This is a genomic window from Amycolatopsis lexingtonensis (assembly GCF_014873755.1).
Taxonomy (GTDB): domain Bacteria; phylum Actinomycetota; class Actinomycetes; order Mycobacteriales; family Pseudonocardiaceae; genus Amycolatopsis; species Amycolatopsis lexingtonensis.
This window is the reverse complement of the sequence record NZ_JADBEG010000001.1, coordinates 3,720,853-3,740,801: the sequence shown is the minus strand read 5'-3', so window position 1 is coordinate 3,740,801 and position 19,949 is coordinate 3,720,853. Positions and strand designations below refer to the sequence as shown.

Here is a 19,949-nt window from a genome sequence, read left to right as displayed (position 1 = left end):
TGCCACGCGATACCGCGGACGGTCGGGTGCACCCTGGCTGGGACCTGCTGCGGCAGATCCTGCTGGGACATCCTGCGCACGTCCGCCGATCGGTCCTGCTGCTGGTGGCGCTCGGGGTGGTGGTCTGCGGCGTCCTGCTGGCCGGTTCGGTGGCCCTAGCGGCTGCTGGTGGCGCCGTCGTCAGCTTGATCGGGCTGCTGCGGCTGAGCCGCTACCAGGCCAGCCGGGCGCGCCTCGGCTGATCGGAACTGTCGGAAAGAAGGTGGGCTGGGCCCGGGGCTGAAAGACGCAGCCCCGGGCCCAGCCCGGCTTTCTGCCCCCTACAGCCGCCTATTGAACTGCGAAGTGTTCCCTTCCGGCACCGCCGTCGGCGTCGTGCCGTTGCCCTGATGGGTGCGCTTGCGGCTCCGCTGCGTGAGCGGGACTGTGTGTTGGTAGGGACGGATGCCGCACGCACATCGAAGCTCGTACATGCTCGACATCTCCGAAGCTGAGCTTCGCACGGCTTCTCCTGTCGCCTTGAGGACAACCCGCGCGAAGTGTGACCGTTTGCGACCGTGGGGAGGGTGTCGGGGAGCGAGCGGACCGTAGTGATCATGCGTGCGAGGACTCCGTCGAGGACCGGTCGGGCAGACCGGTGCAGGTTTGTTGCGGTCGAGGCGGCGTTCGATGAAACACCCACCGAGACCGGGCTGTGTGCACGGTGAATACGACGCACCCGACAGCGCGAGGTCCAATATGGCGTCGGTCCCGTTGGGAGCTCAGCGGATCCGTACCGTTGTCGGGGCGTAACTGCGGAAGGCCTCGGTCAGCTCGGCGAGGTCCGCGTCGACGTAGGGGATGACCCAGTGCCCCAGGTGATTGCGTTTGACCGCCGCGCCGGCGCCCCCGTGGACGTCGGCGCGGTCGGGATGGGCTTTGATCTGGACCTGCGTGAACGTCCGGGATCGGGCGTTGTGGGAGAACAGGGTGACGGTGTCCACGGCGGGCCATTCGAGGCTGAGGGTTTGCCCGCTCCCTTGTCTGATCCCCACGTCGTCCGGGGTGATGACCAACTGGTTCCGGTTCCTGGCGATGACCCATCCCAGGACGGCCGCGAAGCCGAGCCACGCAATCCCGACCCAGAAGTTGAGGCTCTTGTCCCCGCTCTCGATCGCCGCGGTGATCATGAACCCTAGGCCCAGAGCGGCGAAGAACAGCACTACTGCGATGGCGATGGCGCGGTAGGAACCAAAACGGTGGACTGCGAACGTCATCGGTCCTGAGGTCGGCGGTGGCTGGTGCTCCCGCCGCGTCGGAGGGAGCGTCTCGCGCTGCGGCGAGTCGACTGTGGCCAGGGCCAGGGCCAGGGCCAGGGCTTCGGGGAAGCTCGGGCGGCGGTCCGGGTCCTTTTCCAGCAGGCGTGTGATGAGTTGGGTGAGGCCGCCCGCGCGTGCTGGGTGCGGTGGCTGGTCGAACAGGATCGCGGCCATCGACGCCTTGGCGGTGTCGCGGCGGAACGGGGAGACGCCCTCGACAGCGTGGTAGAGGGTGGCGCCCAAGGAGAACAGGTCGCTGACGGTGCCCCGGCCCCGGCCCTCCAGCCGCTCGGGGGCTGTGTACTCGACGGAGCCGATGAACATGCCGGTGGAGGTCAGCCGGGTGTCGGCGTCGTGGGTGGCGATCCCGAAGTCGGTCAGGAGTACCTGGCCCCGCTCGGTCAGCAGGACGTTGCCGGGCTTGACATCCCGATGCGCGATCTCCGCGTCGCCGGCCGCGCGCAGTGCTTCCAGCAGCGCCGTCGCGATCGGCGCCGCCTGCTCGGGCGAGAGCGGGCCGGAGTCCAGCCGGGTTGCCAGTGTGTGGCCGTCGACCAGGCGCATCACGATCCACGGCGTTCCGTCTTCGACGACTACGTCGTGGACGGCGACGACCTTCGGGTGGTCGCGCAGGCGGGCGGCGTGTCGCGCTTCCCGTTCGGCGCGCTTGAGTCGTTCGGCTCGCTCGACCTCGCTGGAGGACGGCGGTAGGCGCATTTCCTTGATCGCGACGTCCACACCGAGTGTTTCGTCGTGGGCCCGCCACACCCGCCCGAAACCGCCAGCTCCGAGCTCGCTGATCAGCCGGTACCGGCCGCCGATCACCAGGTCCGGTTGCCCCTCCGCCATCCCTGCCGCCCCCGAGTTTCTCTCCGCTGTTCAGAGCAGCATAGAAGCTCCCATACGACATCAGCGGGACCTGACCGGTTCCCGCCGATGTGTGTGGGACGGCGACGACGCGCCGGACCTCACCAAGGCCACCGCCTACGCGGTGAAGGGCAGCACGAGAGGTGACCGCTGGTATGTCCTGCCCGACGGCACCGTCCGCTATCGACGAGCTGACGGAACCTTCGCCCCGCTTGAAGATGCCGGTGGTGCCGCCGCTGTGGATCACTCTGCCGATAGTGCTCCGCGATCCGGTAACTGCCTGGTAGGCAGCGTCGTGGTTCAGGTGTGGTCGAGGTTGTCGAGTTGGTGTTGGACGCGCTCGGCGTCGGCGTCGCGGCCTTGTTCCCGGTACAGCTCCAGCGCCTCCCGCCACACCGTGCGGGCCTGCTCGTGCCGGCCGAGCGCGGCGTGGGGATGGCCCACGTGGTCGAGGGTGTCCGCGACTGTGTAGGCGGCGCCGACGCCGCGGAGCAGGGTGAGGGCGTGGTGGTAGTGGTCGAGGGCTTGGTGGTGGTCGCCGGTGTGGTGGGCGATGTAGCCCAGGCTGTCCAGGGTGCCTGCCTCGCCGTCGGGATTGTGGTGGTGGCGGTGCAGGGTGAGGGCGGCCTGGCAGTGCTCGCGGGCGGTGTCGAACCGGGCCAGGCGCGCGGCGTACCAGCCTACCGCGCTGAGCGCACAGGCTTCCCACACCGGCTGGTCGAGGGCGCGGTAGAGGTCGAGGGCGTGGTGGGCGTGCTCCAGGGCCTGCTGGTTGTCCCTCCGTCGTTCCCAGGCGACCGCGAGTGCATGGTGGGTGTGGGCCTGTTCGGCGGGGTCGTGGTGGCGCAAGGCGAGGTCCAGGGCCTGCGCCAGGTGGGTGCTGGCCTGGTCGTGCAGGCCCAGCCGGGAGCAGGCGTCACCGAGGTGCCGGTGGGTGCGGCTGCGGGTGGCGGGGTCGGGCAGGTGGTCGGCGGCGTGCAGTGCGGCTTGCCATGTGGTGAACGTGTCGTGCCGGTGTCCCCGTCGGAGGTGGAAGGTGTGCAGGTTCCAGGCGAGGTGCCAGACGGTGTGGTGGTGGCAGAGCGTGGCGGCGGTGCGCTGGGTGGCCAGCAGGGTGGCGTGTTCGGCGTCCATCCAGGCCAGTGCCGCGGCGGTGTCGGGCAGCGGGTGCGGGTGCACGCCGGGCGCGGGCGGCTCGGGCGGCACGAGCACGTAGTGGGGGTCCAGGAGGCGGTTAGCGGCATGGGCGGTGTGCAGGTGGAGGTCCCCCACCCGGGTCAGGGCCGCTTCCCGCACCTCCTTGGTCAGGGTGGTGTGGGCGGTGTCCGTGGCGTAGCGGCGGACCAGGTCGTGCATGGCGTAGCGGCCGCTCGGCCGCCGTTCCAGCAGGGAGGCGTTCTCCAGTCCGCTCAGCGTCCTGCGGGCGAGGCGGTCGGGCAGGGCGGTGAGGGCGGCGGTGGCGGGTGGGGTGGTGTCGGGGCCGGGGGCGATGCCCAGCAGCGCGAACACGGTGCGTTGCTGGTCGGTGAGGTGGCGCAGGGACCAGGACAGCACGGTGGGCAGGCTGGCGGCCGGGTCGGTGTCGTGGTCGAGCGCCTCCAGTCCGAGGTCGCGCAGTTCGGCGGCGGCCTCGGCCAACGCGGCGCCGGGGCGGGTATCGGCGGTGCGCGCGGTGATCGACAACGCCAGCGGGTGGCCCCCGCACAGCCCGATCAGCTCGTCCACCGCCTCGGGTTCGGCGGCGACGCGGTCGTCGCCCAGGCGGGCGGCCAGCAGGCCGCGGGCCTCCTCGGGGGACAGGACGTCCAGGGGCAGGTGGCGGGCGCCGTGCCGGTCGATCAGCGAGTCCAGCCGGTGCCGGCCGGTGACCAGCACCGTGCAGGACGGCGAGCCGGGCAGCAGGGGTGCGACCTGGTCGCTGGTGGCGGCGTTGTCCAGCACGATGAGCATCCGCCGCCCGGCCACCAGGCTGCGGTAGAGCGCGGCCTGGGCGTCGAGGTCGGTGGGGATGCGGTTCGCCTCGACGCCCAGGGCGTCGAGGAACCCGCGCACCGCCACCGCCGGCTGCACCGGTTCGCCGGTGGGGCTGAAGCCGTGCAGGTCGACGAACAGCTGCCCGTCGGGGAACCGCTCCAGATGCCGGTATGCCCAGGTCAGGGCGAGCCAGGTCTTGCCGATGCCGCCGGCACCGCCGATCGCCGAGACCAGCACCGCCGCGCCCTGCCCCGCACCCGCCGGGTCGGCGGGCGCTGTGGTGGCGGTCAGCACGCGATTCAGCCGGGCCAGCTCCGCGCTCCGCCCGGCGAACAAGGCTGGCGCGGCGGGCAACTGCCGCGGCACCACCGGCGCGGGCGGCAGCGGCGCGGTGTGCAGCGACACGTCGCCGTGCACCACACCGGCCTGCACCACCACGCCCACGGTTCCCGACACCGTGTTGCGCACCCGCAGCGGGCCGTCGTCGCCTGCGTCGGGCGGCGGGTCCTGCGCCGCAGGGTCCTCGGGCTGCCGCAGATCGGGCGTCACCACCGCGAGCCACCTCCGGTCCGGTCGCCGTCCGATGGCACACAGCGTGGCACCGCCCCGCCGCTGCGCAGCCCGGCGGCGGCGGAATTCACCCGACCGGCATCCGGACGGCATCCCGCGGGACTTGCTGGCCGCCGCGGTGGGGGAACCCGAGCTGCCCGAGGCGCTGGGCCGCCTCCCGGCCTACAGCATGATCACCCTGACCGGGAACGCCGTGGCCGTGCATCGTCTGGTTCAGGCGGTTACCCGCACCCCCGATCCGACCGACCCGCACCGCCAGGTCGCCGACATCGCAACTCCCGCGACAGCACCGCACTTCTTCTGGCGGCCGCCTTCGCCGATCTGGATCCACGCGCTCCCGCGGACTGGCCTGTTTATCGGATGGTCCTGCCGCATGCGCGGGCTCTGCTGGAACGCACCACGCCCAACACCGACACAACACAGACCAGCCGACTCTTCAACGAGCTGGGCCTCTACCTCGCAGGGCAGGGCGACCTACGCACCGCCATTGGCTACCTAACCCGAGCCGGCGACCGCTACCAACCTCTCTTCGGCCCTGACCACCCCAACACGCTGACTGCGCGGAATAACCTGGCTGGTGCCTACGACTTGGCGGGTGATCTGGGGCGGGCGATCCCGCTGTCTGAGGCGACTTTCGCCGATCGCGAGCGGGTGCTTGGACCGGACCACCCCGATACGCTGGTGTCGCGGAACAACTTGGCCTACGCCTACCAGGCAGCGGGTGATTCGGGACGGGCGATCCCGCTGTACGAGGCCACTCTCACCGACAGCGAGCGGGTGCTGGGCGCCGACCATCCCACAACCAGGACCATCCGATCGAGCCTCGACGGTGTGCGATCGGCCTGAAGCCGCCACCCTGCTATTCGCTACGGAACTGACTGCACGGCGGCGCCGAACGTCCGCTCTTCGGCAATAGCGGACGTTCGATCGCCTTCGCCATGATTGCCCCGTGGATCGTGACGCGCTCCGCCTGCGCGGGCCGCCGCCACGTGCGCGGCCAGCTTCGCGATCGTCGTGTAGCAGAGCCTTCGGGCGGTACTGCTGGAGATCGACCATTTCGGTACGTCTCTACAGTGCGCTCATCGGTACGTTCCAACGGCGTCAACTCTGATCCAGTGGCGGCGCTCTCGATCGAGACTAAAGTCCCGAAAAATTCGAGCGGTCGCTCCGAGGGGCTGCCTGAAACCTCGAAAGCCCCGGTTCACCGTTCGGATGAACCTTGCTTGCGCTATCGAAAAATCATTCCAAGATCACCACGGAAATTGTGGTTGACCACGGTTTGGATCACCGGTCTCGGCCAGTTATTTACCTCGCAGTCAGTGACGCCGTCTGGCGGTACAATGAGCTATGATCAGACTCGAGTTTACGTTGGCCGCCGCGGACTGGGGTAGCGTCCCCGCCTGGCTATCCTCGCTTGCGGCGGTTCTGGCTCTCATATTTGCCGCAACGGCGGCGGTCTTGTCCAGGCGAACATTCGGGATTCAGTCGAGCCAGTACCGGGCTGGCGTCGAAGCGGAACGAAGAGCGCAGGCCTCACTCGTGTCGGTGTGGTGGGGTTGGCGCGACTCGGGCGCGGGAGAGTGGGGCGCATACGTTCGTAATGCGTCGCAGGCGCCCATCTACCAGGCTCACATCGCTTTCGTACGGGCCGATGATCGGAGAACCGTCACAAAGATTGGGCTCGATTTGATACCTCCCAGTGATCGGCCGTCATTCTACCGAGTGAGCGACACTGAATTGGAACGTTGTCGAACCCGCCTTACCTTCACCGACGCAACCGGGGCCCGCTGGATCAGAGACGAGTATGGTCGTCTCGACTGCCTGCGGTCCGAGTTGGTCATGTGGGTCGGCGACGACATTGCAAAGATATTTATCGAGTTTCGGGCAGACATCCAGTCCTCGTATGGCGTTGACGTCAAGTTGGACATCACGGACGTCGGGGAACGTCTTCGACGCAAGTATATCGCAGAGGCACGGCAAGCCGGAAATGTCGACGTGTTCGTCGGACCTCATGACTGGGTCGGCGAACTCGTCTCAGAGCAGGCAGTGGAGCCTGTGGCTCTTTCCGAAGAACAGCGTCAGAACTTGCTCGATTTTTCACTTCAACCTTTCTGCTTCAATGGTGACATCTATGGGATTCCGGCCACGATGGACACTGTAATGTTAATAATAAATGTCGACCTTGTCGGCGATGAGCCGTCCTGCTTTGAAGAAGTAGTGGAAGTCGGCCGTGCACTGCAGCGTGCGAACGTTGGGCAAGAGATCATCGTGGTTAGAGTTGGCCCTGAAGGTGATCCCTTCCTGATTTGGCCTCTGCTCTCTTCGGGTGGCGCCTGGCTCTTCGGTATGGAACCCAACGGCGCGTGGGATATCCACCAGGTGGGAATCGATAGCCCGGAGTCGATTTCGGCCTTCGAGAGAATTGCCGCACTTGGCGAAGCTGGCGAGGGGATTATTCGGTGTGAGATGGATCAGGCTTGGGTTGAGCGCACGTTCATTGGCGGCACGTGCCCATTCATGTTGGGGGCTTATGGCGACGTGGCCAGAGCTCGTGATGCCGGCATGAATGTGGTCGTAAGTCCTGTTCCCGGATTTCGGGACGGCGGCCCAGCGAGATCCTTTACTACAATTTATGGATTCTATATAGCACCCTTCGGTCGCAATAGAGTGATTGCCAGCGATCTCCTTCCGGATTACCTGACCCGGTTCGATGTAATGTCCGCACTGTCGGCCCGGATCGGATCGCCGGTGGCGCGCAAAGAAGCCACCGCGCTGACCGACTCTACGACGAGTGAACTTGTGTCCGCTCGCGACAAAACTATGCTCATGCCATCCTTTGCGGAGATGCCCGAGGTGTGGGGGCATCTGGCAAGGGCGGAAGTCGAAGTCATCGCAGGTGCGGACCCCGGCGTCTCTGCGCGCAGAGCTGCCGACGCGATACGGCGGACTGTGTCCTGAATGCTGTCGGCGTGCGTCTGGCTGGTGCCCTCATCGAGCATGTCCAGCGTCGGTCGATCGCTGCGGGTGCCCAGTCGGTGACTGGCAACAAGATGGCCTTCATTCCCACGACCGAGGTGGCGGCTTCGGACCTGGCCGACCTGCGCGTGGCTCTGACCGCGCACCAGTTCCAACAGCGCGTGCCGAAAGTCCGCGACGTGCGGGCGACGGTGGTCGGCGGCCGGGTGTTCGCGGCCAGCATCCTGTCGCCCGACGCGGGTCCGATCGACTGGCGGACGAACTATTCGGCGCTGCGCTACGAACCGGTCAGCCTCCCGAGCAGTGTCGAAGCTGCCTTGCTCGCCCTGCTGGACCGGCTCGGCCTCGTCTTCGCGGCGGCCGACTTCGTCGTGGCCGCCGACGGTCAGCACCACTTCGTCGACCTGAACCCAAGCGGGCAATGGGGTTGGATTCAGGAAGCGACCGGGCTTCCCATCGCCGCCGCCCTCGCCGCCCACCTGACAGGAGAAGACCTGTGACCCGTCTCGACAGCCAGCTGCAGCGCTTGGCTGACGATCTTAACCGCGCCTTGGTCGAGCAGCTGGTTGCCAAGGGGGCCCTGACCACGCCCGCATGGCGAGCGGCGTTCGAGGCCCTGCCCCGGCACCTGTTCGCACCCCGGTTCACGTTGCCTGACAACTTGGGCGGCCAGTTCCACGACGCCGCCGACAGCGCCAAGCGGGAAGAATGGCTGCGCGCGGTCTACCACAATGACGCCCTGCTCACCGACTTCGACGAGCAGGGCGTACTCGTCAGCTCCTGTTCCGCCCCGACGGTCGTAGCCACCATGCTGGAGCAAAGCAGGGCCACCGAGGGGGACTCCGTGCTGGAGATTGGCACCGGCACGGGATGGACTGCCGCCTTGCTGTCGCGCCGGCTGGGGCCCGAGTCGGTGACTTCCGTCGACGTCAACCCGGCGTACGTGGACCAAGCCCGCAAGCGACTGGGCGGCCTCGGCCTGGCCCCGACGCTCAGCATCGCGGACGGCTACCTCGGCTACCAGCTGCGTGCCCCATACGACCGGATCATCGCGACGGCATCGCTGCGGCAGGTGCCCCCGGCGTGGCTCGCACAGGTCCGGCGGGGCGGGACGATCCTCACCGATATCCGCGGTGCTTTCGCTGGCAACCTGGCCTGCCTGACCGTGGATACCAACCAGTCCGCGCATGGCCGGTTTCTGCCCACGCGGTTGAACTTCATGCCGCTGCGAAGCCCCGAGCAGCCTTTCCGCCAGCAGCCGGCGCTGTTCAGCCGCGCTGTCCACGAGGCCGGCGAGGACCGCACGACTCGGCTGGCCCCGACCGTGCTGCGCGAGCGCGGGCGCGTGTTCGCGTTCTTCGCCCAACTCGCCATGCCTGGTACTGAGTCCGGGCATGTCAAGGTCCAGGATGGACCGATGTATTTCTGCCTCACTGACCCGCCCAGCGGATCATGGGCACGCGTCGAAGCCACCACCGGTGACCCGGCCGCCGACCGCCAGGTGACACAAGGAGGCGACCGGCCCCTGTGGGATGAGCTCGAAGCCGCGCACGAGCTGTGGCTCCAGCTCAGGCAGCCGCATCCGGAAGACTTCACCATCTTGGTCACGCCCGACGGCGAACAGGTCGTAACCCATCCGGCCGCGGACAAGCGGTGGTCGCTACCGCTGTAGCGGGAAGAGATGACAATGAGGCTCCGGCGGGACCGGTGTGGGCCTGCGGGAGCCTCATTCGTATGAAACAAAGTGGAAGATTTCGGCGGACGAAAGGTGCGTGTGATCGCAAAGCAGGTTCTTGCCACCGACACGAAGCCGGGAGTCGTACCTGGGCAACGGCCGGCGGCCGAATGAACGTGCGACTCGGGCCGCATCCGCTCTGTGCGGAGTGCTAGCGGACGAACGGTGGCCTGACCACGCCCGTCATCCGCAGCGACATATCGAGGCGCCCGCTGCCTGCGTGGACGAGGAGCTAGCTCACGACCGCAGCCCGCTGCTTTCATTGGCGGATCGGGTGAGCTGGTGGTCGCTGCGCGGTCGAGAACACCGCGTCGGGCCGGTGGGCAACTAGACTGAGAAGCGACTCACGGTGCGTTCACGCACACCCACAGTTGGCGGATGGCGGAGGCGGCGATGACGACGGGCACGACCAGCACCGCCGGCGACGCGGACGCCGAGGTGAACGTGTTCGCCGTCGAACTCGAACGCTGGCGCGACGTCCGGGGCTTTTCCCGCGCCGCACTCGCCAAGGCCATGGGATACGACCGCTCCTACGTCTCCAAGGTGCTCACCGGCGCCGAGCGCCCGTCGGAAGCCTTCGCCGCCCACGCCGAGGCCGCACTGCGCACCGGCGGAGCTCTGCCCGCCGCCTTCCGCGATTTCGAGGCCCACCGCCCGGTCAAGACCCGCCCGCCGGCACCACCGGTCACCGAGGCAGCTGCCACGACGGGAAGTCTCGTGGTCGACCACGACGACGCGACCCTGCGCTACGAGAACGGCGTCTACCGGCTCACCCAGCGCCGCCACCTGGTCAACCACGGCACCGAACCGATCACCCGCTACCTGATCCGCATCTCCGTCGACCGGTACCCCGGTGACCCCGAGCGCTCGAACCAGCTCTACAGCGAAAACCCGCTGGCGTGGGACGAGATCAACCTGCACGCCTGGCATGGCCGGACCCGTGCGAGCCCGATGGACTGGACACCCCACCACGACCGCGACGCGTTCAAGGAAGTGTGGCTGCAGTTCGCCGGCGAACACGGGCACTTTCCGCTGTACCCCGGGGAATCCTGCTGGATCGAGTACGAGTACACCGTCAGCGAAGTCCATTGGGGCAACTGGTTCCAGCGCGCCGTCCGGCTACCGACGCGGACGTTGTCGGTGTGCCTGGACTTCCCCGCCGACCTCGCCGCGGTAGTGTGGGGACTGCACACCTCGATGACCGCCCAAGCCATGCCGTTCGCCACCGCCATCGCCCGCGACGACACCGGCGACCGGCACGTGTTCTCCTGGTCATGCGAGGATCCGCCGCTGCACGCCCGCTACCGGCTCGAATGGGACTTCCGCGGTCGCGCTGCCCTCGTCGACGGGCCACCGCCATCGCCGAGCGAAGTGATGGCCTCGCTCGGGATCGTGCAGGACACCGACCCCGCCCTGCGCCGCGTCGCCCGCCGCTTCGACCTCCCGGCCGAGGCCGAGGACGCCCGCCGGGTGGTGACCGAGCTGAACTCGGCGTGCGAGCGCGTCGCCCAGGCCCACACGTTCGGTAAGGGAATGGGTATCGCGGCGCCGCAGATCGGGATCGACCGGGCCGCGGCGATCGTCCGCACGCCGGACGGCGAGACGATCACGCTGTTCAACCCCGCGATCATCGAGTCCGCCGGGGACGTCGATGAACAGTACGAGGGCTGCTTGTCCTTCTTCGACGTCCGCGGCCAGGTCCCGCGCTCGCACGTGATCCACGTCGAGCACACCACCGTCGACGGGCAGACCAAGATCACCGTGTTCGAGCGCGGCGTCGCCCGGCTCGTAGCCCACGAGGTGGACCACGTGCACGGCATTCTCTATACCGACCAGATGCGCGAGGACGTCGACCCGATCCCCGTCGAGCAGTATCGCGGCACCGGCTCGAGCTGGAAGTACGGCGTCGGCGGATCGGCTTGAGGGTGACGACACCGGTGCGGGTGAACTGAAACCGAAGAAATCACGTCGCGGCGTTTCCAGTCAAAACAGGCCGGGCTGGTCGGCAACGGACGGGCCTGGCTTCTTCGCCGGCATGAGGGCGATGCGCTCGAGGTCCATCAGGGTGGACCAATGTCCTCGGTTGATGAGGCGCTGCAGCACGGCGAGGGTGAGTCGGACGTCGGCGAGTGCACGGTGCCGGTCGCGGGGGATCTGCAGCTGAAGGTGCCGGGCAAGGTGGTCGAGGCTGTGCGAGGCGAGTTCCGGCAGGCACGTGCGGGCGAGCCGCACGGTGTCCAGCAGCGGGGTATCGGCAAGGTGCGGGCAATGGCTGCGCTGGCCGTGCAGCAGGGGGGACTGCCCCGAGTTTGGTTGACGGGGCTGCCCAGACTTCGGTTGACACCGGAGCTGACTGTTCTCAGGCCGCTGCTGCGGTGGTGTAGATGGTCTCAAACTCGACCGGGGTGAGCTTGCCCAGCCCTCGTTGCCGGCGTTTGCGGTGGTACTTCGTCTCGATCCAGGACACGATCGCCAACCGGAGTTCCTCGCGGGTGCGCCAGCGCCGCGTGTCCAGAACATTCTTTTGCAGCAACGAGAAGAACGATTCCATCGCCGCGTTGTCCCCGCAGGCACCGACCCGGCCCATCGATCCGGACAACCCATGGGCGCGCAGCAGACGACGATAGCTCGCGGATCGAAACTGGGCGCCTCGATCGGAGTGGATGACAGTGCCGCGCGGGTCCCGCAGCGCGATCGCGTTACGTAACGCGCTGACGGCGAGTGAGGCCCGCATGTGCGAGGCGATCGAGTACCCGACGATCTTGTTGGAGTAGCAGTCCTTGACCTCACACAAGTACAGCTTGCCCTCCCTGGTGGAGTGCTCGGTGATGTCGGTCAACCACTTGATATTCGGTGCAGAGGCGGTGAAGTCGCGGCGGATGAGGTCGTCGTGCACCGGCGGCCCGGCCTTGCGGGAACGTCCTTTCTTCTTGGCGTGCAGCGAGAAGATCTGCTGCATCGAGCAGATCCGCCACACCCGGTTCTCCGAGGCGATGAAACCCCGGCGGGCGAGCTCGTCGGGGATGAACCGGTACCCGTCGGCTGGGTCGTCGGCGTGGATCTCGAGCGCGGCGTTGATCAGATACGCGTCATCCCAGTCGCGCTGGCAGACCGGGGCTGCGCGCCACTGGTAGTAGGCCTGCCGGGACAGGCCGAGCACCCTGCACGTCACCGCGACCGACACCCGCACAGGGGCGACGGCCGCGGCCAGTTCACGGACGAGCGGGAACGCTATTTTCCCGGCAGATTGCCCTGCGCCAGATAAGCCGCCGTCTTACGCAGAACCTCGTTCTCCTGCTCCAGCAGCCGGTTACGTTTACGCAGTTCGCGCAGCTCGGCGGACTCCTCGCGGGTCACGCCGGGGCGGGTGCCGTCCTCGATCTCGGTCGTGCGCAGCCAGTTGGCCAGGCACGACTCGGAGATCCCGAAGTCCTTCGCGACCTGCTTCAACGGGGTCTCGCCGCGACGGGCCACAGCGACGACGTCGTCACGGAACTCACGGGGGTAGGGCTTGGGCACGGTGACATCCTTCCAGGCGAGGCCGGAACCTCACAGGTGAGGTGTCAACCAGACCCTGGGCAGACCCATCAGTCAGTCGATCTCCCTCGGAATGCCTTAAGCGCACGTGATGCAGACCGCATCAGGTCGCCGAGGACTCTGTTCGCCGCCGGAGCAGGCTGCTCGGACATGACGGTCCTGAAGTGCTGCCTATCGACAATCGCGCTACAGGACGCGATACAGCCCCGCAAGGTCGCCCGGAGAACAGCGCGTCGCCTCTCCTGGCTATCGAGGAGAGTCACGCGGGCGAACGTGGCGCCCCCTACAACGGTTACGTTGCCGAACCCGCCGATTGAGTCGTGTCTTCTAACCTCGGCGGCATCGACTTCGGCGGCCGCGAGCCGGCCAACTGGATCCTCTTCAATAATCTCTGCGATCCTCTCGTGGGCCTTGTACTTGGCGCCGCAGAACTGGACATCGCCAACAAACGTCGCGCCGTCAAACGAGGCGCCGCCGGTGAGGGTGGCGTCGTCGAACCGGGTTTCGCCGATGAAAGTGGCGCCATCAAACCGGGTTTCGCCACTGAAGGTGGCGTCGTCGAACCGGGTTTCGCCAGTGAAGGTCGTGCTGCGGAAATAAGCGCCGCTCGTGAAGGTCGCGTTGCTGAACAGGGCGTTACCGGTGAAGGCCGCGCCACTGAACCCGACGCCGCTGAAGTGCGCGCCGCTGAACAGGGCGTTTCCGGTGAAGGTCGCGCCGTTGAAGGTGGCACCCCTGGTGAAGTTCGCGCCGTCGAACAAGGCGTCGCCGGTGAAGTTCGCGCCGTTGAACAGGGCGTCGCTGGTGAAGTTCGCGCCGTTGAACTGAACGCTGCGGGTGAAGTTCGCGCCGCGGAACCAAGCGCCGGTGAACCTCACGCCGAAGAACGTGGCTCGGCCGGTGAAGGTCGCCACGTTGAACCGGGCGGGGCCGGTGAAGTTCGCGTAGCTGAAGAAGACGTTGCCGACGAAAGTCGTGCTGTCGAAGCACGCCGACCGTGCTCGGCAGTTTTCTAGCGTGAAATCGATCAGGTGGGCGTTGGTGAGATCGAGGTCGATGTCTGGCCAGAACGGCCGGCGTTCCTCGGGATTCAGGTGCTCGGTGATGATGCGTTGGGCCGCGAGCCGGACTTCCCGCTCTTGTACCCGCCTGTGGTGTTCCTTGAACTGCGCCTCGTCGGCCACGGCGGGCGGCTGGGCGTCCGGCGATGTGAAGGGCATCCGCAGGTACGCGCAGATGACGTTGACGATGCTCTGGCGCTGGCCAGGGTTGTTGTGGGCCAGGCGCTCCAGCGCGTACAGCCCGGCCAGTCGGACCGGAGCCTCTTCGGAGCCGAGCTGGTCGGCGGCCTTGGTATAGAGCTCGGTGACGTTCTTCTCCGTCGCGTCGCTCTCGTTGTGCTGCTGACGCCGCACCGCCAACAGCAGCGCGAAGATACCGGTGGTGCCCGCACCGACCCCGAGCCCGGTCTTGATCGCCTCGACCCGCGCCGCCGCCCTCTTGTCCGCATCGCCGGCTCGGTTGGCCTCGCCGAGCAACCAGCTGGTCGCCGCCCACCCCACCGCGGCCACCACGACCGCGGCGGCCACCACGACCCACCAGCTCATCCCCACAGGCCGGGTCCGAGGCGCCTGCTCGTCCCGCCGCCGCGCCACCGCGACCGCCAACCCACCGGTGGCAACGGCGAACAGCGACAGCGGCACGGCCAGCGGGCGCGCCCAGTCACCGAGTGCGGGCCAGTCCACCCATTCGAACAGCACCACCATCCCGGCCAATAGCGCCACCCCGCTGAGCACCAGCGGCCCACGCGCCGGCGCCCAGCCCCGCCCGACCGATCCGAAGAGCATCAGCTTCCGCTTCGTCACGGATGGTCAGTCGCTGCGGCGCGGCCTGCCGCTACGACCGCGCTAGGCAGCGCGGTGCCAGCCAAAGCCGGCGTCGTGCAGGTCGTGATGGCTGACCCGTCGAAGGTCGGGATGTTCCGGACGATGTGACACAAAGTCGTCCCGGTGAACAGTTTCGCAGTGGTGTGGTCATCTGGTGGCTTCTTCACTGTCATCGTGGCGTCGCCGACGCTGCGCATGGTGATGACCACCAAGCAAAGCTGAGCCCCGAGGGCTCGCTGTCGTTCCGGAAAGGACTCGGATGCGCCACCTCGGTCTTCGTGCCTGCCTCGCCACCGCCGCGGTCACCGTCACCGTCGGCCTGATCGATGTTCCCGCCTACGCCGCCGGTGCCGTGGCCGCCGGCCCGCTGTCGACGACGGCGTCGTGCTCGCAGGCCTACCTGCCGCTGCCGGACCCGGCCTGCACGCCCGGGGCGAAGAACCCGGACGTCACCCAGTCGACGATCGGCTCGACGATCTGCGTGTCCGGCTGGACGGCCACGATCCGCCCGTCGACGAGCTACACCAACGGGTTGAAGCAGCAGGGCATCATCGACTACGGCTACAGCGACACGAGCATGTCCGACTACGAAGAGGACCACTTCCTCCCGCTGGAGCTCGGCGGCGCCCCGAAGGACCCGCGCAACCTCTGGCCCGAGCCGCACTCGGGCAGCCCGAACTCTTACAGCAAGGACTCCGTCGAGAACGCCGTCAAGAAGGCCGTCTGCGCCCACCAGGTCACGCTGTCCGCCGCCCAGACGGCGATGCTGAACAACTGGACCACCGCAAAGTCCGTGCTCGGGATCGGCTGACCGAACCCGAGTCCCACCCAGCGGTCCGTCCGGCGGCGATCAAGATGCGGAAACGGGAAACTACTCCCCGTCGTCGCCGATACGCGGTGGGCTTTCGAGATGACCACGGTCCACGATCTCGATGTCCGGCTGGTACCTGATGATCGCTGCTGGGGCCCAGGCTATGGCCCTGGCCGGCCCTACCCGGCCCTACCCGGCGAAGACGCTGGGGGAGTTCGCGCAGTACGTCGGCGAGACCCGCCAGCCCGGATACGGGAACCGGCTGCGCGCCACGAGCCCCGGCTACATTCCGGGAGCCCAGGGCGCCCCGGCGCGGGTCCCGCCGGGCTGTGACGCCGTCGGGCACCCCAACCGCCACCGCGCCGCGGCCGCCGAGGCGGATCCGGAGTTCCTGACCTCGGTCGGCAACCAGCCGGTCCAGGCGGCCGCGGGGCTGCAGGCGTACTTCCGGTCGCGGGGGTGGGTGCTCGACCAGCACGGCCGGCCGCTGCACCCGCACCACGTGCAGCTGCTGGCCGACGAGCGGATCGGCCTGCCGACCGGACTGGGCTTCGCCTGGTGGCTGGGCGAGACCGCGGTCGTCGACGCCGTGGTCACCGCGGTCGGGGCGGTGCTGCTGACCACCCGCGACACCGACCGCGGACGGATCCCGTGCCTGACCGGCGGCTACGCGATCCCGGCCGACGAGGGCCGCACGCCCGCGCAGTGGCGCGCCGGCGACCGGACGGTCACCACGCGCGGGATCTTCACCACCGCGGCCCGCAAGGTCGGCGACGAGACCGGGTTACGGGTGCCGGTCGACGCGCGGATGCGGATCGTGCGCGCGGTCCGGCCGATCAGCAGCCCGCACACCCTGAACGCCTGGACCTGCACTTTCACCGTCCACGTCGACCTCGGGCGAAGCGAGCGCCCGGCCCTGCCGGACAGCGTCGGCGACCGCTGGGTCGGCGTCGATGAGCTGCACGAGGACGTGCTGCACTGGCTCTGGCCGGACCACCGGCGCGGCCTGCTCGCCGCCCTGGCCTAACCACCGGCGCGACTCCGCAGCGACCCGGACCGCGACGCCGGTCGAACCTGAGTAAACGCCTCGCCGGTCAGCCGCCGGCTGCGGCGTCGGTCGTGGCCGGCGGTTGCCGCTGCCTGATGATCTCGACGGGGCCTTGGGACGATCCGATCGCCCGCTGCGCCACGGTGGCGACGACGGCACCTGCGTCGACGTCATCGGCCGCGATGATCATGTCGGCGTGATCGCACGCGTCACCGCGCGTCGGGTGCAGGGAGACGTGACGGCCGTCCTCGAGCCCGTCGACGACCAGGACCCAGACGCTCGCGGCGGCGCGGTCGCGCATCATCCGGCAGCGCAGGTCCAGGGCGCCGCCGGGGGTGTAGCCGAGCCGCTCGGCCACGGCGAGGCTGTCGGCCGCCAGCCCGAGCTGGATCAGCCGCCCGGCGATCTCGGTCTCCGACGCCGCCGCCGCGGTGACCAGCTCGGCCAGCGGCCGACGGTCTTTCCAGCCCTGGGTCAGGATCTCTTCCCGTGCGGGATTCCAGCGCCGGGAGGTGGTGCGATCGAGGTTCGCTTCGACGTCGAAGGCCGGGTCGGCGGCGAGCAGGTCCCGCAGCACCACGTCGGCGTCGGCGCGCAGCACAGTGTTCTGCAGGTGCGGCGGAAGCATCTTCTTGCAGCGGGCCTGCAGAGCGCTGACCCGGCGTTGCAGGGACACAGCCAGATCGGGGAGAGGGATCCCGCTGCGGAGCCCGTCAAGCAGGATCCCGCTGTCGCGGGCCGACCAGTGCGCCCCTGCGCGCTGCGGCGCCGGCTCGACGGCAGGATCGGCGGCGTCGTGGCTTTCGATGCTCACCCGGTCACGCTAGCCGGTCATGGTCGACGGGCTGGCGGATTCGAACTCCGTGTTGTCGCGCGCCGCCCCTGCGTAGCTGTCGAGCAGCACTCCGGAGAGCTGGCCGCGTCCGGGATGACGCCCCGGACCGCGGATCACCGAGTTGGGGGACGCGCCGGCGCCCGGAGCTCAGCGGGACAGCGGCCCCCGACCCCGACGATCTACCCCGGACCCCGACCGCCCTCTGCTACCGGCGACCGGCACCGCAGGCGTGGCGCCCGGCGGCGACGTCCCTCGAACGTGCCCCGGCGCCACGTGCACGAGTCGCGAATCTCCTGCCGGGCGGCCGCCGCAGGTCGCCGCCCGCCGCTGTGGATCACTCTGCCGATAATGGTCCGTTAACCGGTAACTGCCTGGTCGAGGTCCTCGAGTTGGTGTTCGTTGATCTGATCTGTGCCCGCCTGAGTGAGGAAGACCCACGTCCCGTAGACGCCCCACACGAGGCCGAGCAGCGAACTTACGGCGTAGAAGCCCATTCCGTCGGTGGAGCCGACGGTGGCGAACAGTCCAGCGGCGGCGATACCTGCCGTGAACACGACGAGCGCGAGGACGAGGATGGGCTGCGCATGCTGGGACGTGCCACGGCGGGCTGCGTAGTCGAGCACCGAGAGCAGACTTGCACTTGCCGCTGCGGCGACCAACAGCTCGACCCCGAGTGCCCAGGTCGGCTGCGGCAGGGTGACCAGCGACGCGGTGACTGTGGTGGTCAGGAACAGGGAGACGGTTTGCGCGGCGCGGTTGCGGTATTCCCGGGAGGTGGCGACGACGTCGAAGCGGAAGGCGACAACGATGAAGGTGAGGCCGGTGAGGCCGGCGGCGCTTCCGCCGACGGTCGCGGCGAACGTGGTCCACATGGCGGTTGCTCCTGTGCGATCCGTGCGGGGTGGATGGTGTCGATGAAGTGCGGTGGGCGGCGCCCGTCGAACCGCCGCCCACCTCGCGGAACTACCTCGTTTCGACCATGGCCATCGGGTCTTCACCGTTCTCCAGAGCATTCACCGCGTCCTTCCAGGACGGGTCGCCCGAGTAGAGCTGGCTGCGCAAGTAGGCCCACACGAGAGCCCGCAGAGTCGCCACGCGCTCGGGATTCTCGTCGTTCGTCTCTGCCGCGTCATATCCGGATATGCCACCGAAGATGTGACCAGCGCCGTACATGGTCACCATGGTTTTGTTGCCGCCGGGGCTGGCCGAGTAAGCGTCCGCACGGTAGCTGAGCCGGTTGGAGAAGTTGGGGTTGAGGTCCTGATCGCCCACGATGATCAGGGCGCTGCCTGCCATCTGCTCGAAGTCGGTGTAATACAGCACCGGGTAGTTCGTCTTGGCCCACTCGGCGAAGTGCTCGTCGTTGCCGATGCCGGGAGCTCCGATGAGCACTCCCGCCTTGACGCGAGAGTCGGAGAGGTCCTTCGGCCGGTCGTCCTCCGGGTCCAGCATCCGGGCTCCGAGGAGGAGGGAGACGGTGTTGCCACCCATGGAGTGCCCTACGGCACCGACACGGTCCCTGTCGATCCGCCGTTCGGCAAGACCGGGTACGGCGGCCTCGATGTCGTCGAGGTGGTCGAGGATGTTGTGCATGTCGGTGGCGCGGTCACGCCAGAACAGGGGCGCGTCCTTGAGGTCGGTGTCGCGCAGACCGAGGGCCGTCGAGTCCAGGTGGGTGGGCTGGATGACCGCGAACCCGTGGGCGGCGAAGAAGTTCGCCAGCGGCCCGTAGCCGTTGTAGGAGGACAGGAAGTTCGCCAGCCCGTGCCCGTGGGACAGGAGGATGAGCGGCAGGTCGGTGCCGGTCGCGGGGATCGACACCTTGACCTCCAGCGGCACGGGCCGGCCGGGAACGTCGAGGGTGACCGGGTGGTAGGTGAGGACGGGTTGCGACGCGTTGACCGGGATGTTGGCGGCGTCGCTGTACGGCTTGCTCATCGGAGCCCTTTCGAGATGGGTGTCGATATAGCGCCTGTCGTAACTGGTGGTAGGCATGGAATCGGCGGTCGTGGCCGCGAGCCTGATCGGCCAGGGACGGCCACCCGGCACCTGGGGTCGGTGTGGACGGCGATCTCCGCAGCGGTGCACAGATCTCGTCAGGTATTCGTCCCGCGGTCCTGCGGCAGGGGAGGACGACTGGCTCAATCATCGACTGTCATGCCTCCCTAGCACGACGGGTGCACTTGCTCTACCGGGAACTGTAGGATCAATCGAACAAACCGAACTAGGGCGAAAGTGACATGGCTGAGTCCGCAACCGATGGGCGTCGCAGAAGAGCACGGTTCGGAGTCGAGAGCCTGGTTGTGCGCGCTGCGGATGGTGACTTCCCGACCGCTGTGAACGGCGGGTACACCGTCAAGATCACGCATGGCGGCTCCGCGCCCCCTTTTCAGTACCTCGGGCGAACCCAGA

At 68.1% G+C, this 19,949-nt stretch carries 17 protein-coding genes; 8 read left to right on the top strand and 9 right to left on the bottom strand.

Going from position 1 to position 19,949, the window contains the following annotated elements:
- The first annotated feature begins 26 nt into the window (after positions 1-26).
- Complete coding sequence (locus tag H4696_RS16950; protein ID WP_143265344.1) at positions 27-242, top strand: hypothetical protein; 216 nt, start codon at positions 27-29, stop codon at positions 240-242.
- Positions 243-761: 519 nt separating this feature from the next.
- Here H4696_RS16950 and H4696_RS16945 read toward each other — a convergent pair.
- Both H4696_RS16945 and H4696_RS16940 read right to left on the bottom strand, forming a co-directional pair.
- On the bottom strand, positions 762-2,123 hold the full coding sequence (locus tag H4696_RS16945; RefSeq protein ID WP_158104404.1) for a serine/threonine-protein kinase: 1,362 nt from the start codon (positions 2,121-2,123) through the stop codon (positions 762-764).
- Positions 2,124-2,465: 342 nt separating this feature from the next.
- Positions 2,466-4,691 (bottom strand): ATP-binding protein, encoded by a 2,226-nt coding sequence (locus H4696_RS16940; protein WP_338078682.1) that lies wholly within the window; start codon positions 4,689-4,691, stop codon positions 2,466-2,468.
- 378 nt (positions 4,692-5,069) lie between these two features.
- Between H4696_RS16940 and H4696_RS16935 the strand changes: the two genes are divergently transcribed.
- From H4696_RS16935 to H4696_RS16915, 5 genes are all read left to right on the top strand, one after another.
- Positions 5,070-5,555, top strand: a complete 486-nt coding sequence (locus H4696_RS16935) for a tetratricopeptide repeat protein (protein ID WP_086857897.1) — start codon at positions 5,070-5,072, stop codon at positions 5,553-5,555.
- An 876-nt stretch (positions 5,556-6,431) separates the two neighbouring features.
- Positions 6,432-7,667 carry a sugar ABC transporter substrate-binding protein gene (locus tag H4696_RS16930; RefSeq protein WP_158104279.1) on the top strand — a complete coding sequence of 412 codons (1,236 nt, stop codon included), beginning with the start codon at positions 6,432-6,434 and terminating at the stop codon, positions 7,665-7,667.
- Positions 7,668-7,678: 11 nt separating this feature from the next.
- Positions 7,679-8,185 carry an MvdC/MvdD family ATP grasp protein gene (locus H4696_RS16925; protein ID WP_225955720.1) on the top strand — a complete coding sequence of 169 codons (507 nt, stop codon included), beginning with the start codon at positions 7,679-7,681 and terminating at the stop codon, positions 8,183-8,185.
- A complete protein-coding gene (locus H4696_RS16920) occupies positions 8,182-9,357 on the top strand; it encodes a methyltransferase domain-containing protein (protein WP_192782351.1) in 1,176 nt (391 codons plus the stop codon). The genes H4696_RS16925 and H4696_RS16920 overlap by 4 nt, the downstream gene beginning before the upstream one ends.
- 441 nt (positions 9,358-9,798) lie before the next feature.
- Complete coding sequence (locus H4696_RS16915; protein ID WP_225955719.1) at positions 9,799-11,343, top strand: peptide deformylase; 1,545 nt, start codon at positions 9,799-9,801, stop codon at positions 11,341-11,343.
- Positions 11,344-11,403: 60 nt separating this feature from the next.
- Here H4696_RS16915 and H4696_RS50140 read toward each other — a convergent pair whose 3' ends face one another.
- The 4 genes from H4696_RS50140 to H4696_RS16895 all read right to left on the bottom strand — a co-directional run bounded on the left by H4696_RS50140 (position 11,404) and on the right by H4696_RS16895 (position 15,052).
- Positions 11,404-11,814 carry a 3'-5' exonuclease gene (locus H4696_RS50140; RefSeq protein WP_086857893.1) on the bottom strand — a complete coding sequence of 137 codons (411 nt, stop codon included), beginning with the start codon at positions 11,812-11,814 and terminating at the stop codon, positions 11,404-11,406.
- Positions 11,780-12,939 (bottom strand): IS3 family transposase gene (locus H4696_RS16905; protein WP_192782350.1). Its coding sequence is split into 2 segments (ribosomal slippage): positions 11,780-12,658 and positions 12,661-12,939, totalling 1,158 coding nucleotides; the frame shifts between segments, so codons are not numbered across the junction. Before H4696_RS16905 ends, H4696_RS50140 begins: the two co-directional genes overlap by 35 nt.
- A gap of 68 nt (positions 12,940-13,007) precedes the next feature.
- Entirely contained in the window at positions 13,008-14,822 is a 1,815-nt protein-coding gene (locus tag H4696_RS51260; RefSeq protein ID WP_143265163.1) for a pentapeptide repeat-containing protein, read from the bottom strand.
- On the bottom strand, positions 14,819-15,052 hold the full coding sequence (locus H4696_RS16895) for a hypothetical protein (protein WP_143265164.1): 234 nt from the start codon (positions 15,050-15,052) through the stop codon (positions 14,819-14,821). The genes H4696_RS51260 and H4696_RS16895 overlap by 4 nt, the downstream gene beginning before the upstream one ends.
- A gap of 50 nt (positions 15,053-15,102) precedes the next feature.
- Between H4696_RS16895 and H4696_RS16890 the strand changes: the two genes are divergently transcribed.
- Entirely contained in the window at positions 15,103-15,654 is a 552-nt protein-coding gene (locus H4696_RS16890; RefSeq protein ID WP_192782349.1) for a hypothetical protein, read from the top strand.
- 121 nt (positions 15,655-15,775) lie between these two features.
- Entirely contained in the window at positions 15,776-16,681 is a 906-nt protein-coding gene (locus H4696_RS16885; RefSeq protein ID WP_192782348.1) for an NUDIX hydrolase, read from the top strand.
- Positions 16,682-16,748: 67 nt separating this feature from the next.
- On the opposite strand, the gene H4696_RS16880 is transcribed toward H4696_RS16885, so the two are convergent.
- The 3 genes from H4696_RS16880 to H4696_RS16870 form a co-directional block, all read right to left on the bottom strand.
- Positions 16,749-17,516, bottom strand: a complete 768-nt coding sequence (locus tag H4696_RS16880) for a hypothetical protein (RefSeq protein ID WP_086861890.1) — start codon at positions 17,514-17,516, stop codon at positions 16,749-16,751.
- 377 nt (positions 17,517-17,893) lie between these two features.
- Entirely contained in the window at positions 17,894-18,409 is a 516-nt protein-coding gene (locus H4696_RS16875) for a hypothetical protein (protein WP_086861891.1), read from the bottom strand.
- 91 nt (positions 18,410-18,500) lie between these two features.
- On the bottom strand, positions 18,501-19,532 hold the full coding sequence (locus H4696_RS16870; RefSeq protein ID WP_225955718.1) for an alpha/beta hydrolase family protein: 1,032 nt from the start codon (positions 19,530-19,532) through the stop codon (positions 18,501-18,503).
- Between the last annotated feature and the right edge of the window lie 417 nt (positions 19,533-19,949).

What these genes read in the sequence shown, in the direction of transcription:
- H4696_RS16935 (WP_086857897.1), top strand. Translation starts at nt 5,070, where the DNA reads ATGGTCCTGCCGCATGCGCGGGCTCTGCTGGAACGCACCACGCCCAAC.
- H4696_RS16915 (WP_225955719.1), top strand. Translation starts at nt 9,799, where the DNA reads ATGGCGGAGGCGGCGATGACGACGGGCACGACCAGCACCGCCGGCGAC.
- H4696_RS16890 (WP_192782349.1), top strand. Translation starts at nt 15,103, where the DNA reads ATGCGCCACCTCGGTCTTCGTGCCTGCCTCGCCACCGCCGCGGTCACC.
- H4696_RS16885 (WP_192782348.1), top strand. Translation starts at nt 15,776, where the DNA reads ATGTCCGGCTGGTACCTGATGATCGCTGCTGGGGCCCAGGCTATGGCC.
- H4696_RS16875 (WP_086861891.1), bottom strand. Translation starts at nt 18,409, where the DNA reads ATGTGGACCACGTTCGCCGCGACCGTCGGCGGAAGCGCCGCCGGCCTC.
- H4696_RS16870 (WP_225955718.1), bottom strand. Translation starts at nt 19,532, where the DNA reads ATGCCTACCACCAGTTACGACAGGCGCTATATCGACACCCATCTCGAA.